The sequence below is a fragment of the Thauera sp. DNT-1 genome, from assembly GCF_055393985.1.
The window spans coordinates 4453092-4469094 of record NZ_AP043752.1 but is presented as its reverse complement, the minus strand read 5'-3'; the positions used below and the strand labels follow the sequence as shown (position 1 = coordinate 4469094).

General features: G+C 69.9%; 13 protein-coding genes and 1 tRNA gene. 6 read left to right on the top strand and 8 right to left on the bottom strand.

The genetic code is table 11. From position 1 onward, the window contains the following. Nucleotides 1–4 precede the first annotated feature (4 nt). The gene (locus ACZ5PP_RS20490; protein WP_273423474.1) at nt 5–868 is read left to right on the top strand and encodes an HDOD domain-containing protein; all 864 of its coding nucleotides are present in this window, start codon (nt 5–7) and stop codon (nt 866–868) included. Nucleotides 869–1377: 509 nt separating this feature from the next. Here ACZ5PP_RS20490 and ACZ5PP_RS20485 read toward each other — a convergent pair. Both ACZ5PP_RS20485 and ACZ5PP_RS20480 read right to left on the bottom strand, forming a co-directional pair. Next, nucleotides 1378–1506: a hypothetical protein gene (locus tag ACZ5PP_RS20485; RefSeq protein WP_012585101.1), complete on the bottom strand. Its 129-nt coding sequence runs from the start codon at nt 1504–1506 to the stop codon at nt 1378–1380. After that, complete coding sequence (locus ACZ5PP_RS20480) at nt 1503–2720, bottom strand: MFS transporter (RefSeq protein ID WP_004308961.1); 1218 nt, start codon at nt 2718–2720, stop codon at nt 1503–1505. The genes ACZ5PP_RS20485 and ACZ5PP_RS20480 overlap by 4 nt, the downstream gene beginning before the upstream one ends. 110 nt (nt 2721–2830) lie before the next feature. On the opposite strand from ACZ5PP_RS20480, the gene ACZ5PP_RS20475 reads away from it, so the two are divergent. Both ACZ5PP_RS20475 and ACZ5PP_RS20470 read left to right on the top strand, forming a co-directional pair. Then, complete coding sequence (locus ACZ5PP_RS20475) at nt 2831–3406, top strand: LemA family protein (RefSeq protein WP_004308960.1); 576 nt, start codon at nt 2831–2833, stop codon at nt 3404–3406. Nucleotides 3407–3548: 142 nt separating this feature from the next. After that, nucleotides 3549–4451, top strand: a complete 903-nt coding sequence (locus ACZ5PP_RS20470; RefSeq protein ID WP_273424136.1) for a hypothetical protein — start codon at nt 3549–3551, stop codon at nt 4449–4451. 50 nt (nt 4452–4501) lie between these two features. On the opposite strand, the gene ACZ5PP_RS20465 is transcribed toward ACZ5PP_RS20470, so the two are convergent. After that, the gene (locus ACZ5PP_RS20465; protein ID WP_464826531.1) at nt 4502–4936 is read right to left on the bottom strand and encodes a hypothetical protein; all 435 of its coding nucleotides are present in this window, start codon (nt 4934–4936) and stop codon (nt 4502–4504) included. Nucleotides 4937–4982: 46 nt separating this feature from the next. Then, nucleotides 4983–6917, bottom strand: coding sequence for an ATP-binding cassette domain-containing protein (locus tag ACZ5PP_RS20460; RefSeq protein ID WP_374617220.1), 1935 nt, complete (start codon nt 6915–6917; stop codon nt 4983–4985). A gap of 181 nt (nt 6918–7098) precedes the next feature. Here ACZ5PP_RS20460 and ACZ5PP_RS20455 point away from each other — a divergent pair, with 181 nt between their 5' ends. From ACZ5PP_RS20455 to ACZ5PP_RS20445, 3 genes are all read left to right on the top strand, one after another. Further along, nucleotides 7099–9138, top strand: coding sequence for a site-specific recombinase (locus tag ACZ5PP_RS20455; RefSeq protein ID WP_464826530.1), 2040 nt, complete (start codon nt 7099–7101; stop codon nt 9136–9138). Nucleotides 9139–9156: 18 nt separating this feature from the next. Then, nucleotides 9157–9231 (top strand) — tRNA-Arg (locus tag ACZ5PP_RS20450). A gap of 99 nt (nt 9232–9330) precedes the next feature. Beyond that, entirely contained in the window at nt 9331–9990 is a 660-nt protein-coding gene (locus ACZ5PP_RS20445) for an HAD family hydrolase (RefSeq protein WP_004313774.1), read from the top strand. Between the two features lie 25 nt (nt 9991–10015). Here the strand turns inward: ACZ5PP_RS20445 and ACZ5PP_RS20440 are convergent, their stop codons facing one another. From ACZ5PP_RS20440 to prsR, 4 genes are read right to left on the bottom strand one after another with little or no spacing between them, the layout of a single operon-like run. After that, nucleotides 10016–10813 (bottom strand): S1 family peptidase, encoded by a 798-nt coding sequence (locus tag ACZ5PP_RS20440; RefSeq protein WP_004313772.1) that lies wholly within the window; start codon nt 10811–10813, stop codon nt 10016–10018. After that, nucleotides 10810–11775 carry a lytic transglycosylase domain-containing protein gene (locus tag ACZ5PP_RS20435; protein WP_012585096.1) on the bottom strand — a complete coding sequence of 322 codons (966 nt, stop codon included), beginning with the start codon at nt 11773–11775 and terminating at the stop codon, nt 10810–10812. Before ACZ5PP_RS20435 ends, ACZ5PP_RS20440 begins: the two co-directional genes overlap by 4 nt. Nucleotides 11776–11826: 51 nt before the next feature. Beyond that, a complete protein-coding gene (prsT, locus tag ACZ5PP_RS20430) occupies nt 11827–14631 on the bottom strand; it encodes an XrtA/PEP-CTERM system TPR-repeat protein PrsT (protein WP_004313769.1) in 2805 nt (934 codons plus the stop codon). Then, complete coding sequence (prsR, locus tag ACZ5PP_RS20425; RefSeq protein ID WP_004313767.1) at nt 14628–16001, bottom strand: PEP-CTERM-box response regulator transcription factor; 1374 nt, start codon at nt 15999–16001, stop codon at nt 14628–14630. The genes prsT and prsR overlap by 4 nt, the downstream gene beginning before the upstream one ends. Nucleotides 16002–16003: the final 2 nt, after the last annotated feature.

The window sequence follows — 16003 nt, the reverse complement described above, 5'->3', positions numbered from 1 at the left end:
GAACATGCCCCTGCTGCCCAGCCCCCTGCCCTCCTCCGCAGCCTACATCGACGCCTTCACCCGCGCCGGACTGCCCGTCCTGCGCCACACCGTACGCGCCTTCGAGGAACTGCGCAGCGCGGATCCTGCGCCGGGCGCACGCGAGATCGCCGCGGTGGTGCTGGCCGATCCGCTGATGACCTTGCGCCTGCTCACGCATCTCGAGGCGAACCGGCGCGCCTCGCAGAACCACGACATCACCACCATCGAGCGCGCGGTGCTGATGCTGGGCGTGGAGCCGTTCTTCGCCACCTTCTCCGATCTTCCCACGGTGGAAGACACCCTCGCGGCGCACCCGAAGGCGCTCGTCGTGGCGCTCAAGCTGATCGCGCGCGCACGCCGGGCAGCCACGCTCGCGCGCGAGTTCGCGACGATGCGGCGCGATCACGAGGTGCAGGAGATCACCGTCGCCACCCTGCTGCGCGAGGCCACGGAGATCGTGTGCGCGATCCACGCCCCCACGCTCACCCTGGAGGCGATCGCACGCCGCCAGGCCGAACCCGCGCGCTCCGCGGCGGAGGTTCAGCGTGACGTGTTCGGCGTCAGCGCGGCGGAGCTCCAGAACGCATTGATCGACGCCTGGCGGCTGCCGGAGCTGCTCGCCGGGCTGCTCGACAGCGGTCACGCCGACAACCCGCGCGTGCGCACGATCACGCTGGCCGCCCGCTTCGCCCGCCACCAGGCGCGCGGATGGACGAGCCCGACGCTGGCAGATGATCTGGCCGAGCTCGAAGCGCTGCTGCACCAGCCGCGCGAGAGCCTGCTGCAGCGCCTGGGGGTTCCCTCCGAGCTGCGCGCCCGCCTGCTGCCGGACGTGCCGCCGGAGTGAATGCGCAGGGCGGGTTCGGCGCGCCGGGAGTGACGCTTGCAGGACCCCGGCGGCGCCCGCAGCGGCACTGTGGTCATGGACCGACCCGATCGACAGCGGATGCGCGCCGCAGCACGTCCGCTGCCGGAATCGCGACTTGCGTCGCTCCTACGAAAACCGCCGCGCGTCCGGGGCTCTGACATCGCGACTTGCGTCGCTCCTACGAAAACCGCCGCGGCGCCGAAACCTGCCGAAACCACCGCGGCGACCCGGAGCGACGCAAGTCGCGATCGCCGCCCGCCCGACACCACCGCGGCGCGCCGTAGCGACGCGAGTCGCGATCGGGCGGGAGGGCCGGGATGAGCGGACGGTGCTGGCTCGTGGGCCGTAATCTCGACTCGCGTCGCTCCTGCGAAAAGTAATCTCGACTCGCGTCGCTCCTGCGAAAGGCGGCGCGGCTTCGGGGGCGGTCGAGGCGGTTCGGCGCGCCGTAGGAGCGACGCGAGTCGCGACTGCAGCCGTCCAGACGCTCACCCGCACAGCAGGATCAGGTTGCCGAAATCGAGCAGCAGCGCCGGCTGCTGGTAGGCGGCGAAGAGCAGGCCGAGCGCGAGCGCCCCCAGCACGACGAGCGCCAGCCGCAGCAGGCCCTTCCTCATCGCGCCGCCAGCCTTGCGAGCGGCGCCTCGCGCACCGGCAGCGACAGCGCCGCCGCCATCACCGAGAGCGCGATCGACAGCCACCACGCCATCTCGTACGAGCCGCTGAGGTCGAAGATGCGCCCGCCCAGCCAGGCCCCCAGGAAGCCGCCGATCTGGTGGCCGAGGAAGACGATGCCGTACAGCATGCCGACGTAGCGCAGGCCGAAGATGTGGCCGACCAGGCCGCTGGTGAGCGGCACCGTGCCCAGCCACAGCAGGCCCATCACCGCGGCGAAGACGTAGAGCGTGAGCGGGCTGAGCGGGAACAGCATCAGCGCCAGGATGGCCACGATACGCAACGCGTAGATCCACGCCAGCAGCCACTTCTTGCTGTAGAGGCCGCCCAGCCAGCCCGACAGGAAGGAGCCGAAGATGTTGAACAGCCCGATCATCGCCACCGCGCTCATGCCGATGTTGGCCGACAGACCCATGTCGACCACGTAGGCGGGCAGATGCAGCATGACGAAGGCGGTCTGGAAGCCGCACACGAAGAAGCTCCAGAACAGGAAGTGGAAGCTCGGCGTGCGCATCGCCTCGGCGAGCGCCTGGCGCAGCGACTGTTCGACACCGCCGCCGCGCTCGCTGGTGCCGGTGACCGCGGCGGCGAGCGGGATGATGAAGGCGATGCCCACCGCCATCCACAGCAGCGCGTCCTGCCAGCCGAAGGCGGTGATCAGCCCCTGTCCCACCGGCAGCACCGCGAACTGGCCGAAGCTGCCGCCGGCCGAGGCGATGCCGAGCGCGAGGCTGCGCTTCTCCGGCGCGGCCATGCGCCCGATCACGCCCAGCACCACGCTGAAGGTGGTGCCCGAGAGGCCCATGCCGATCAGCAGGCCGGCGCCGAGGTTGAGGCCGAGCGCGCTGTCGGCGTGAGCCATGATCACCAGGCCCAGGATGTAGAGCAGCGCCCCGCCCACCAGGGTGCGGCCGGCGCCGTGGCGGTCGGCGAAGGCGCCGGCGAAGGGCTGGAACACGCCCCACAGCAGGTTCTGCAGCGCGATCGAGAAGGAGAACAGCTCGCGCGACCAGCCGTGGTCGAGCGTCATCGGCTGCAGGAACAGGCCGCCGGTGTGGCGCACGCCCATGGCCAGCGTGAGGATCAGCGCGCCGCAGGCCATGACGACCGCGGGGCGGCGCAGGAAGACGGGAAGGGAGGAAGACGAGAAGAGCAAAATGGGAATTTCCGCTGCGAGGGAGGCGATTCGCCGCCACCGTGGCATGCGCAACACGTGGCGCGAGGGCGCGAGTATAAGATGCGCGCATTCGCAATGGAGTCCCCGCAATGAGCATCGGCAGCGCAGTCCTCCTCGGCCTCGTCGTCCTCACGCTGGTGTACGGCGTGGTGATCTACAACGGCCTAGTGCAGCTCAAGCACAACCTCGCCAAGGCCTGGGCCAACATCGACGTGCTGCTCAAGCAGCGCCACGACGAACTCCCCAAGCTGGTCGAGGTGTGCCGCCAGTACAAGCAGTTCGAGCAGGACACGCTCGCGCGCGTGACCGAGGCGCGCGCGCGCGTCGCCCAGGCGCGCGAGACCCACGACGTGCCCGCGCTCGGTGCCGCCGAGCAGCTGTTGCGCAGCGGGCTGGGGCAGATCTTCGCGGTCGCCGAGGCCTACCCCGAGCTGCGCGCCAACGAGCACTTCATGCAGCTGCAGAGCCGCATCACCGCGCTCGAGAACGCCATCGCCGACCGCCGCGAGTGGTACAACGAGGCGGTCAATGTACACAACGTGCGCATCGAGCAGTTCCCCGACCTGCTGATCGCGCGCCCGCTCGGCTACAGCGAGCAGCCGCTGCTGCAGTTCAGCATCGCTGAGAAGGCGGATGTCGATCTGAAGGCGCTGTTCGGCAGCTGAGCGCGCGTGGCGAGCGCCGCACGATCGGCGTCGCGGACGAACCGGACCGGCGCGGAACCGGCCCCGGGCCCGTCGGCGATCTTGCCGCAGCGCACGCAGGCCCGCTCGCCCCGCCGCGATCGACACCACCCGGTACCCCACCATGCTCGTGCACCTTCGCCACCTGCGGGCAGACCTCGCGTTACCGGCCATCCAGCTCGGCGCGATCGCACTCGCACTGCGCCTGGGCCCCGGCCCGGGCAGCCTGGCCGCGCTCGCGGTGCTGCTCGGCACCGGCCTGCTCGGCACTCTGCGCGCGCTGCGCCACGCGCGCCTGATCGCCGACACCCCGACCGCGCGCATCGTCTCGGCGGCGCAGGGCTACACCGAACTGCGGGGCCGCGCCGCGCCGCTGGACGGCGATCCGCTGCTGTCGCCGGTGAATGCGCTGCCGGTGCTGTGGTACCGCCTGCGCATCGAGCGCCGCCAGCGCAACGGCGAGTGGCGGGTGGTGAGCACGGACACCAGCGCGTCCTCCTTTCTGCTCGACGACGGCAGCGCGCGCTGTGTGGTCGACCCGGAGGGCGCGGAGATGCTGGTGCGGCGACGCGACGTGTTCGTGCGCGACGATCTGCGCTACACGCAATGGTCTCTGATCGAGCACGACAAGCTCTATGTGATCGGCGACTTCGCCACCCTGGGCAGCGCCGACGTGCGCACCGACACCACGACCGAGGTGCGCGAGCTGCTCACCGCCTGGAAGGCCGACCGCCCCGCCCTGCTGCAGCGCTTCGACCTCGACGGCGACGGCGAGATCGACCTGCGCGAGTGGGAGCTCGCCCGCGCCCAGGCGCGTCGCGAGGTGCGCCAGCGCCAGGCCGAGGCGCTCGCCGCGCCGGAGCTGCACCTGATGCGCCCGCCGAGCGGCGGCCGCCTGTACCTGATCTCGGACCTCGACCCCGAGCGCATCGGTCGCCAGTACCGCTGGATCGCCGCCTTCCACGCCGCGGTCTTCCTCGGCGCCAGCGCGGCGACGGCGTGGTTCGGGCAGATCGGCGTGTTCTAGCGCGGGCCGCAGAAGTCGCGGCGCCCTTGCCCGGCACGGTGGACGGTTCGTCACCGTGGATCGCGACTTGCGTCGCTCCTACGGCGCGGCTCCGTCAGCGCGGCGGTCTTCGTGGCGCCGGTTTCGTAGGAGCGACGCAAGTCGCGATTACGGCGCGGCTCCGTCAGCGCGGCGGTCTTCGCGGCGCCGGTTCCGTAGGAGCGACGCAAGTCGCGATTACGGCGCGGCTCCGTCAGCGCGGCCGTCTTCGCGGCGCCGGTGTCGTAGGAGCGACGCAAGTCGCGATCACGGCGCGGCTCCGTCAGCGCGGCGGTCTTCGCGGCGCCGGTTTCGTAGGAGCGACGCAAGTCGCGATTACGGCGCGGCTCCGCAAGCGCGGCGGTCTTCGTGGCGCCGGTTCCGTAGGAGCGACGCAAGTCGCGATTACGGCGCGGCTCCGCAAGCGCGGCGGTCTTCGCGGCGCCGGGTTCGTAGGAGCGACGCAAGTCGCGATTACGGCGCGGGTCATCCGCGCCGCGGCCCGCCTCGCGCTCAACCTGCCGCGCGCGACTCGAGCTCTTCCCAGCGCAGCATCGCGGTCTCGATCTCGCCGTCCAGCGCCTCCATCCGCGCCTTGATCTGCGCGACCTCCTGCGGGGCGTTCTGGTACAGCGCCGGGTCGGCCATGCGCGCGTGCAACGCGGTCTGCTCGTCCTCGAGCGCGGCGATGCGCTCGGGCAAGGCCTCGAGCTCGCGCTTTTCGTTGAAGGACAGCTTGGTCGGGCGGTTCGCGGCCTTGGGCTCGGCGGCGCGCGCCTTGTCCGTGGGCGGAGCGCTGCGCCTGGCGCTCTCGCGCGCCGTCGCCTCGCGCGCGGCAGCCTCCTCGGCACGCCGTGCCTGAACGCGCTGCCAGTCGCCGTAGCCGCCGGCGTATTCGCTCCAACGCCCGTCGCCCTCGGCGGCGATCACCTGGGTGACCACGTTGTCGAGGAAGGCGCGGTCGTGGCTGACGAGGAAGAGCGTGCCGTCGTAGCCGGCAAGCAGCTCCTCCAGCAGGTCGAGGGTCTCGATGTCGAGGTCGTTGGTGGGCTCGTCGAGCACCAGCACGTTGGCCGGGCGGGCGAACAGACGCGCCAGCAGCAGGCGGTTGCGCTCGCCGCCGGAGAGCGACTTGACCGGTGAGCGCGCGCGCTGCGGCGCGAACAGGAAGTCGCCGAGGTAGCCGATGACGTGCTTCTTCTCGCCGCCGATCTCGACGAAATCCGAGCCCGGGCTGATGACCTCGGTGAGCGGCAGCTCGGGGTCGAGCTGGGCCCGCAGCTGGTCGAAATAGGCCACCGTCTGCCGGGTGCCGCGGCGCACCGTGCCCGCGTCGGGCTCGACCTCGCCGAGGATGAGCTTCAACAGCGTGGTCTTGCCGGCGCCGTTGGGGCCGATGAAGCCGATGCGATCGCCGCGCAGGATGCGGGTGGAGAAATCGCGCACCACCACCTTGTCGCCGTAGCGCTTGGAGACGTCGGTGAGCTCCGCGACCATCTGGCCGCTCTTGTCGCCGGTGTCGACCGCCAGGCTGACGTCGCCGAGGCGGTCGCGACGCGCGGCGCGCGCGTTGCGCAGGGCCTCGAGCCGACGCACGCGGCCTTCGTTGCGGGTGCGCCGGGCCTCCACGCCCTTGCGGATCCACACCTCCTCCTGGGCGAGGAACTTGTCGAAGCGCGCGGCGGCCTTCTCCTCGGCTTCGAGCTCTTCCGCCTTGCGGCGCTGGTAGTCGGAGAAGCGCCCCGGGTAGCTCGCCAGCCGGCCGCGGTCGAGCTCGATGATGCGGGTGGCGACGTTGTCGAGGAAGACGCGGTCGTGGGTGATGACGATGACGGCACCGCGGAAGTCGCGGATCAGCCCTTCGAGCCACAGGATGCCGTCGAGGTCGAGGTGGTTGGTGGGTTCGTCGAGTAGCAGCAGGTCGGGCTCGGCGACCAGCGCGCGCGCCAGCGCCACGCGCTTGACGCCGCCGCCGGAGAGGCTGGAAACCTTTGCCGCCGGGTCGAGTCCGAGTCGGGCGACCACCTGCTCGACGCGCTGGTTGAGCCGCCAGCCGCCCGCGGCCTCGACCGCATGCTGCAGGCCGTCCAGCCGGGCCATGGCCTCGGGGCTGGCGTGCTCGGCGACCTCCAGCATGGCAGCATGGTAGTCGACGAGCAGGCGGGCGGCGGCGCCCAGGCCGTCGGCGATGGTCTCGAAGACGTCGCGCCCGAGCTCGAAATCCGGCTCCTGCGGCACGTATGCCGTGACCATTTCAGCCTGCCGCCACACTGTGCCATCATCGAGCGCCGCCTGGCCGGCGAGCGCGCGCAGAAGGCTGGACTTGCCCGAGCCGTTGCGCCCGATGAGCGCCACGCGCTCCCCGGCGTCGAGCTGGAAGCTCACGTGATCGAGCAGGTCGACGTGACCGAAGGCGAGGCAGGCGTTATCTACGGCGAGGAGCGGCATCTTGGCGGGCACGGCGCGCGGGCCGCGGGTCGGATCGGGGTGGCGATTCTAGCCCCGCGCTGGCGGCTCCGGCGGAATCCCGCATAATGCAGTGCACAAAACCGCCGCGCGGCGACCCGGTTCAGCGCGCGACGGTCGCGCCTGGCGCGGCCGCGAGGCGGATACGGAACACGGGAAACGAATGGAAAAACTGCTCGAACGCTTCGGCCAGCCGGACCAGGATCCGGTCCGGCTGTGGTCCGCACTGGTCGACAAGCTGCGCCCCGCGCGCCCGACCGACACCGACCAGGCCACCGGGAACTTGCGCGAACTCGGTAACCTGCTCGCGCGCCGGCCCGATCTGCTGGCGAACCTGCGCACGGCGGTGCTGGAGCTCTTCGCCGAGCGCAAGCAGGTGACGATGTACGTCTCCTCCGGCCTCCTGCCCTCGACCGGGTTCTTCTCCGAGACCTCGCGCAGGTTCGGCAGCCGCATGCTGCCCGAGCTGCTCGACACCACCCACCTCAAGGACCTCCTCTCCGCGGTCTTCCACCGCGTGGATGACGAAGTCTGGGTGCGCGCCATCGCGGACGAGGCCTGGCAGGACTTCCTCCGCCTGCTGGTCGGACACCAGACCCCGATGTTCGAGGAAGACGCCAGCCCGCTGCCGAGCGCGGTGGGCGAGATCCTCGAGTCGCTGCGCGTGCTCTCCTTCCACGTCTCGGCGATCGGGCTCGACCGCGAGCTGGTGCGCATCGATCCCCACCTCGAGGAGCACGAATCCCCCTTCCTCGCGCAGAACGCCGAGCTGCTCGCCTACATCGGCCACTACAAGGCGTGGTGGACCACCCCGGGCGCCCTGATCGCCGACGACAAGCACCTCACCGTGATGCTGCACCAGTGCGACGAGGTGCTGCAGCGGGTGCGCAAGCGCGCGATGCGGGTGGGCACCAGCCTGACGCTGACCTTCAAGCTCGAGCGCCTGCGCCAGCACCTGGAGCGCATCCACGAGCTCATCGCGCTGCTCGGCGAGCTGCGCATCCGGCGCGTGGTCGAGGACGCCGCGCCCCGCATCGTGCGCTTGTTCAAGACCCTGGTGCGCGCCGAGTGCCGCAAGAACATCCTCTCCGACTACTGGGGCCAGAACGTCGAGCTGCTGTCGCTGCGCATGACCGAGAGCGCGAGCCGCACCGGCGAGCACTACATCACCAGTTCGCGCAGCGAGTATTTCGGGCTGTTCGCATCGGCCGCGCTCGGCGGGCTGATCATCGCCTTCATGGCGGCGAACAAGCTCGTGCTCGGCAGCCAGGGCATGGCACCGCTCAACGAGCTGCTGTCCTTCTGCCTGAACTACGGCCTCGGCTTCATGCTGATCCACATGCTCGGCGGCACGGTCGCGACCAAGCAGCCGGCGATGACCGCGAACGCGATCGCCGCCTCGATCGGCGAGGCCAGGGGCAAGACGCGCGACCTGGAGGCACTCGCCGACCTGATCGTGCGCACGATCCGCAGCCAGATCGGCGCCATCCTTGGCAACATCGGGGTGGCGATCCCGGTGGCGATCGGCGTGGGCGTGCTGATCCACCTCGCCACCGGCAGCCATTTCATCCCCCCGGAGAAGGCGCACAAGCTGCTGGACGAGATCCACCCGCTGGGCGGCGCGCTGTTCTTCGCCGCGATCGCAGGCGTGTGCCTGTTCACGTCGGGGCTGATCGCCGCCTATTACGACAACCTCTCGGCCTACAACCGCATTCCGCAGCGGCTCACCCAACTGCGCGGCCTGCGCCGCCTGCTCGGCGAGCGCCGCCTGCGCAAGCTCGCGGACTACGTCGAGCAGAACATCGGTGCCCTCGTCGGCAACTTCTTCTTCGGTTTCCTGCTCGGCGGCGCCACCGGCCTGGGGGTACTGTTCGGCCTGCCGATCGACATCCGCCACATCGCCTTCTCGTCGGCCTACCTCGGCTACGCCGCGGCGGCACTCGACTTCTCGATCCCGCTGACGACCGCGGCGATCGCCTTCGCCGGCGTGCTGCTGATCGGCCTCACCAACCTGACGGTGAGCTTCGCGCTGACGCTTAGCGTGGCGATGCGCGCACGCCGCATCACCTTCGCGCAGAGCCGCTCGCTCGGCGGCCTGCTGCTGCGCCGCCTGCTGCGCACGCCCCATGCCTTCCTGTTCCCGCCACGCACAGACCAAGGCGTGGATCAAAGCGCGCTTGGTCCGACGCCGCCGAACGGCTAGAATGCGCGTCCCCGAGTCCTCGTCATAGTTCAATGGATAGAACGGGCGCCTCCTAAGCGCCAGATCCAGGTTCGATTCCTGGTGACGGGACCACTCATTCGCGTTTTCGGTGTTGTAAACGGTTGGTCGCGGCTTGCTCGGCAGGCGCTCGATTCGGGGACCGGAGGCGTGCTTCCCGATCGCACGAGCCCGATGCCCCGCTACTCCCAGGTGCTGTTCGACCTCGACGGCACCCTGATCGACTCCGCCCCCGCCATCCTCGCGAGCTACCGCGACGCCTTCGCCAGCACGGGTCACCAGCCGGTGATCGCGATCGACGCGGGCATCGTCGGCCCGCCGCTGCTCGAGACCCTGCGCATGCTCGCCGGGACCACCGACATCGGGGTGATCGACGCGCTCGCAGCCGGCTTCAAGGCGAGCTACGACAGCCGCGGCTACCGCCAGACCGCGGCCTACGCCGGCGTCGACGCGATGCTGCGCCGCCTCGGCGCGGCCGGCTGCACGCTCTCGATCGCGACCAACAAGCGCCTGCTGCCGACACGACTGATCCTCGAGCACCTGGGCTGGAGCGGGTATTTCGCCGCGGTGTATGCGCTCGACCTGTTCGAGCCACGCCTGCCCGACAAGGCCTCGATGATCGCGCGCCTGCTGCAGGATCGCGGCATCGCCCGTGGCGATGCGGTCTATGTGGGCGACCGCAGCGAGGACGGCGAATCGGCCGACGCCAACCGGCTGCCCTTCATCGCCGCGACCTGGGGTTACGGCAGCCTGGAGTCGACCGAGATGGCGCCGCACTGGCGCGCGGTGGCCAGCCCGGCGGCGCTCGTCGACGCGATTCTGGGCGACGCCTGACGCTTGCGGGCATGCTCGTGCGCGCCTAGTTCCGGCCGGCGATCAGGCGCTGCAGGTACTCGACGGGGATGGCGTAGCTGATGCCCGACGGATCGGCGAGCACCTTTTCCTTGGTCGACTTCACGAACACCATGTTGAGCACGCCGATCACCTCGCCACTGGCGGGATCGTAGAGCGGGCTGCCACTGTTGCCCGGATAGGCGGTGGCGTCGAGCTGGTAGACGCGGAACGGATCGGTGGCGAGACGCCGGATGAGCGCCGGGTTGAGATCGCGAGAATTGGCCTGAGGAATCGCGATCGGCGTGATCGCCGAGACGATGCCGCGGTGCGTCACCGGGGTCATGCCGAGCACGGCACCGATCGGGAAGCCGGTGAAGGCGACCTCCTGGCCCTCGACCACGCCGCCCCCGCCGGCGAGACGAAGCGCAGGCAGCGGCGGCCCGCCTTCGAGCCGGAGCAAGGCGAGATCCTGCGCGCGCTCCGTGGCCACCACCTTCACCGGTCGCACCGCTCCGGTGAGGTCGTCGCCCGGAAGCACGATGACGAGCGCCTCCATCTTCGCGCCGTCGATCTCGTCAGGCAGGACATGGGCATTGGTGGCGACCAGCATGCCGTCGCCGACCGCAAAGCCGGTACCACGGAACTGGAAGGCCGGGCTGCGTGTACGCTGATAGGTACCGACGGCGACGACCGAGGGCTTGACGCGCGCCAGCGTGGACGCCAGCTCGGCACGTGCGATCGGGGCCAGGGCGAGCGCGGCGGGAAGGGCGAGCGCGCAGGCCAGCAGCCGACGCCGCGCACGCGTCTCCGGGCGGGGATTCATGACTCGTGTTCCTCTTCCAGAGCGAGGCGGAGCTTGCGCAACATCGGGCTGGGGGGGACCACGCGGCTGTCGTAGGGATGGCGATCCTGACCGACGTGACGCAGGATGCGCTCCACGTAGGCACGCGTCTCGCGATACGGCGGCACCCCCCGATAGCGGTCCACCGCACCCTCTCCGGCGTTGTAGGCCGCTGCGGCGAGCGCGATGTCGCCCTCGAAATAGGCCAGCAGCCAGCGCAGGTAGGCGAGGCCGCCACGGATGTTCTGCTCGGGATCGTAGGGCTTGCCGACATTGAAGCGCTCGGCCGTGGCGGGGATGAGCTGCATGACGCCCATCGCGTTCTTGGGCGAGAGCGCGTCGGGGTTCAGGGCCGACTCGGTCAGCCCGATCGCGAGGGCGAACTCGGGGCGCACGCCGTACTTGGGGGCCAGCTCGGCGAGCATGCGCGCAACCGCCTGACGCACCGGCGGCAGGCGCGCGATCAGCGCCTCGACCGGCCAGCGCTGCACGATCTGGGTCGAAGGCGTGTGCAGGCAGTCCGGTACGTCACCGGTGTATTCGCCGGTGTACCGCAACATGCGCTGCGCATGTTCATCGCCTTTCGCGGCCGCCATCGCGAAGAGCGTGCCGGCGTAGGCGTCGTTGCGCTCGACGCCACGGCCGTTGGCGTACATCCAGCCAAGCGCGTACATGCCCTCGCTATCGCCGAGGCGCGCGGACTCGCAGTAGAGCAAGGCCGCATACGACTGGTCGCGCGGCACGCCCTCGCCGTGTTCGTAGGCCAGCGCCTCGGTGGCGAGATAGCGCGCCTGCTCGGCGAGCGCACGCTCGAACGCGCCCTCACCGGCCGCGGCGCAAACGGTCGAGGCCAGCGCGACCGCCAACCCCAGCAGCCGTGGAAGGCGCCGGAGGCGTGGCCGCGCAATCCTGCCGACCGGGACCGGGCAACTTGTCTTGTCCATGACTCTTTATCGCACACGCCACGCTGGATCGCCAACCCTGGGATCGGGGGATCAGAGCGACGCTTGCAGCGCACGCGCCTCCTGATGCATCGGGGTGCCCTCCTGCAGGCGCGGCATCAGCGCATCGAGCTGGCTGCGCGCCTCGTCCTTGCGTCCGGCCTTGGCGAGCGCCTTCACGAGGTTCAGCTGCAGCGGCAGCAGGTCGGGACCGATCGACACCGCGCGCCGCAGGTTGGCCAGGCCGGCATCGACCGCCCCGCTGGCGACCTGGATGGTGCCCACGGTATCGATGATCGCCGGGTTGTCCGGGGCGAGGCGCAGAGCCTGCTCGGCATACTCCAGCGCCTTCGGGTCCTTCGCTTCGTTGGCGGCCCAGGCCAGATTGTTCAGGATGATCGGGTTCTGCGGCGCCATCTCGGCCATGCGCGCAAAGATCCTGGCCGCATCCGCATACCGTTTCTCGCTCAGGGCCAGTTCGCCAAGATGGCCACGCAGCACGAGATCCGTCGGATTCGCCTTCAGCCACCCCTCGGACATGCGATTCGCATCGGCCCTGCGGTCTGCGCGGAGAAGGGCCGAATGCAGGCGTACCGCAGCCGTGCCTCCACCCTTGCGCTCGAGCGCCTTGCGATAAGCCTCCGCGGCATCGGGCCACTGGCTGCCCACCGCATGCACGTCGCCCTCGAGCAGGTAGCCTGCAGGAAGCTCGGGCTGCCGCGACTGGGCCTCGCGGGCAAGACGCAACGCACCCTGCGGGTCCTTGCGCTGCAGCGCCAGGGCGATCAGGCGCTGGCGGACGTCCATGGAGTCGGGGGCGATCCCCAAGGCCTTGCGCAAGGCCTGCTCCGCCGCCTGTCCGTCCATCAGTGCACGATGCATGTCCGCCAGCGCAACGAGCGGAAGCGGCGACTCGGGCAATAGCCCGACCAGCCGATTGAGCGCGGAAATCGCTTGCTGGCTGTCCCCCGCGGCGAACTGCGCGCGCGCGAGCGCCTCGATCGCGCGCGGATCGTTCGGATGCGCGGTCGCGAGCTTCTGCGCCACCCGCAGTGCTTCCGCAGGCTGCCCTTCGGAGAGATGGTGCTGGATGGTTGCCAGACCGACGACCGGGGCCCCGGGCGAGACGGCCTCGGCACGCTCCAGCGTTCCGAGCACCTCGATCGGCGCGGCGCCGGTGAGACGCTGCATCTCGGCGAAGGTCAGCAAGGCCTCGACACTCCTGGGGTCGCGATCGACCACCGCCTTGATGCGCCCGATGGCCATCTCGGGACGGCGCTCGGCCAGATCGAGCCGCGCCAGGCTGACCGCGGCGGAGAGATAGGTGGGCTGCTTCGCGAGTGCCTTCTCGAACGCTGCACGCGCAGCAGGAATGTTGCGCGTGGCCAGCATCAGCCCGCCACGAAGATTGTGCACGAGCGCATTGTCCGGCTGCTTGCGCTCGAGTTCGGCCTGTGCGGCGAGCGCCTTTTTCGCGTCGCCCCTGCGCAGATGCCCGACGACGAGGGCTAGATCGGCCTGGATGCCGCCCTCATCCATCCGGGAGGCTTCCTCGAGTTCGGTGAAGCCGGCATCCGCGTCGCCGACGGCCATGCGCGCGACCCCAAGGCGCGTTCGCGCACGCACGTCCGCCGGTGCTGCCTTCGCCGCCCGTTCGAAATAGTCCTCGGCACGCTCGAAATCCCCATTGGCGATGTACACCTGCCCTGCCAGGCCGAGCAGGCGGGCACTCGGCTGCGGAACCTGGAGCGCGGGCTGGACGAGCTCGAGCGCACGCTTCGACTCGCCGGTGGCGAGGTGCGAGGCCACCAACGCCTGGCGAGCGACGAGATTTCCCGGCGCGGCCTGGAGAACCCGGTCGAGATGGGCACGCGCGATCTCGTGATCGTTCAGCCGCAAATGCACGACGCCTGCGAGCAGTTCGGCGACGAGCAGCCCGGGCGACTCCTTGAGCACCTGCATGAGCGCGTCGCGGGCTTCCACGAGGCGATTCTCGCGGTAATCCCGCAGCGCTAGGAGGTAACGCGTGAAGGGGTGCCTGCCCACCGCCGACTTCATCGCGTCGAGGGCGGCATCGGCCTCGGCGATGGCGTTCTGGCGAAGCAGAAGGGTGACGAGCGCGTAATGGTTGGCCACCGTCCCCGGTTGCAGACGCACGGCTTCGCGCAAGGCGGCGAGCCCCTGCGACAGATCGCCGCGGGCAACGAGCAGGTCGCCGAGCAACGCATGCGCATCGGCGACCTGCGGCGCGCGTGCGATGACCTCCCGTACGGCCTCTTCCGCTGCCTTCAGATCACCCTTGATCGCCGCGGTGCGTGCGAATCCAATCCGCGCCCCGTGCTCGTCGGCGTTCACCCCGAGCGCCTGGAGATAGGCCGCCTGCGCCTTGTCGATCTCCCGCCGCGCCAGATGCGCATCGCCCAGCGCAGCCTGGACGATGGCGATCGTCGCGGGCGCGGTCACCCGAGGATCGCCGAACTCCGCGAGAAGCCGGTCGAACTCGCCCGCCCGCACCAGCGCCGGCGCAAGTTCGGCGGCGACCGCGTCGCGCGGGTAGCCGAGCTCGAGCGCCCGCTCGAGCTCCTTGACCGCGCCAGCGACGTTGCCCTGACGCAGGTTGACCCGCCCGAGGAGAAAACGCGCCTCGGCGAGATTGGCGTTTTCCTGCAGGGCATTCTTGAGCTGGATGCCGGCCGCGTCGAAGTCCTGCTTCTCCAGAAAGGACTTCGCCGAGGCGAGCATCTGCTCGGGCGTCTCGCCACAACCGACAAGAACGAGCGCCGAGAACGCGGCGACGGCGATGCCCCGAATGGGCCGGGACCAGCGCGGGTGGTGACGGACGGTGCGGTTTTCGCTCACGAAGCATTCTCCTTCTTGAGTCCGAAGCGGCTCAATAGATCGTACAGGGAGGGGCGGCTGACACCGAGGATCTCGGCGGCGCGGGCGATGTTGCCGTTGGTGCGGGCGATGACCTTGAGCACGGCGGCACGCTCGGCATCCTCCCGGACCTGGCGCAGGTTGAAGATCGAAAGGTCTTCGTCCCCCGCCGCGAGGCCGAGGTCTTCGGCTGCGATGCATTCGCCATCGGCCATGATCACCGCACGCTTGATGCAGTTTTCCAGCTCGCGCACGTTGCCCGGCCAGCGGTGCGCCTCGATCGCCGAGAGGGCGTCGTCCGTGAAGATGGGCGTGCGCCGGCCGTTCTCCTTGGCGAAGCGCTGTGCGAAGGCATGCGCGAGATAGGTCGCGTCGCCGTCGCGCTCGCGCAGGGGCGGGATTTCGATGACGATCTCGGCAAGCCGATAGTACAGGTCCTCGCGGAAGACCCCGGCCTGGATCTGCGCCTTGAGGTTGCGATGGGTGGCACACACGATGCGGACGTCGACCGGGATCTCCTCGCGCCCGCCGATGCGCTCGATCGAGCGCTCCTGCAGGAAACGCAGCAGCTTGGCCTGCAGCGCGAGCGGCAGGTCGCCGATCTCGTCGAGGAAGAGGGTACCCCCGTTGGCCGTCTCGATCTTGCCGAGGGTCTGTTTCACTGCGCCGGTGAAGGCGCCCTTCTCATAGCCGAACAGCTCGCTCTCGAGCAAGGCATCGGGAATGGCGGCGCAGTTGATCGCCACGAAGCGCTCGCGGGCGCGGGCGGAGCGCATGTGCAGGCCGCGCGCGAGGATCTCCTTGCCGGTACCGCTCTCGCCGAGCAGCGCGACCGTGGCGGAGGCCGAGGCGAGCTTCTCGATCGTGCGGCAGACCTTGAGCATCCCGGGATCGCGGGTGAGCAGTCCGGAGAGCGGGCTGCCCTCGAGCGCGGCGAGGCGGGCGTTCTCCCTCTGCAGGTCGTGCATGCGGAAGGCGCGCTCGATGGTGAGATTGAGCAGCTCGGGCTCGAAGGGCTTGGCGAAGAAGTCGTAGGCGCCCAGGCCCACCGCCTTGATCGCGTTCTCGCGGTCATGCTGGCCCGTGAGCACGATGACCTTGGTATCGGGCGCGAGCGTGAGGATCTCGCGCAGGAGCTTGAAGCCCTCGCTGACGTCGTCGGGCGCTGGCGGCAGGCCGAGGTCCATGGTCACCACCGCAGGTTCGTGTTTGCGCAGCTGCGCGATCGCGCTCTCGCGGTCGCTCGCGACCACGGTCTCGCTGGCGTCGAACGCCCATCGCATCTGCTTTTGCAGCGCGAGGTCGTCCTCGACGATCAGGAGAGTACGCTGCTTGTCTTGCGTCGAATTCACGT

Bases quoted from the DNA above. Each gene is read 5' to 3' on its own strand.
- ACZ5PP_RS20455 (WP_464826530.1), top strand. From the start codon at position 7,099: ATGGAAAAACTGCTCGAACGCTTCGGCCAGCCGGACCAGGATCCGGTC.
- ACZ5PP_RS20475 (WP_004308960.1), top strand. From the start codon at position 2,831: ATGAGCATCGGCAGCGCAGTCCTCCTCGGCCTCGTCGTCCTCACGCTG.
- ACZ5PP_RS20490 (WP_273423474.1), top strand. From the start codon at position 5: ATGCCCCTGCTGCCCAGCCCCCTGCCCTCCTCCGCAGCCTACATCGAC.
- ACZ5PP_RS20460 (WP_374617220.1), bottom strand. From the start codon at position 6,917: ATGCCGCTCCTCGCCGTAGATAACGCCTGCCTCGCCTTCGGTCACGTC.
- ACZ5PP_RS20445 (WP_004313774.1), top strand. From the start codon at position 9,331: ATGCCCCGCTACTCCCAGGTGCTGTTCGACCTCGACGGCACCCTGATC.
- ACZ5PP_RS20440 (WP_004313772.1), bottom strand. From the start codon at position 10,813: ATGAATCCCCGCCCGGAGACGCGTGCGCGGCGTCGGCTGCTGGCCTGC.
- ACZ5PP_RS20435 (WP_012585096.1), bottom strand. From the start codon at position 11,775: ATGGACAAGACAAGTTGCCCGGTCCCGGTCGGCAGGATTGCGCGGCCA.
- ACZ5PP_RS20470 (WP_273424136.1), top strand. From the start codon at position 3,549: ATGCTCGTGCACCTTCGCCACCTGCGGGCAGACCTCGCGTTACCGGCC.
- ACZ5PP_RS20485 (WP_012585101.1), bottom strand. From the start codon at position 1,506: ATGAGGAAGGGCCTGCTGCGGCTGGCGCTCGTCGTGCTGGGGGCGCTC.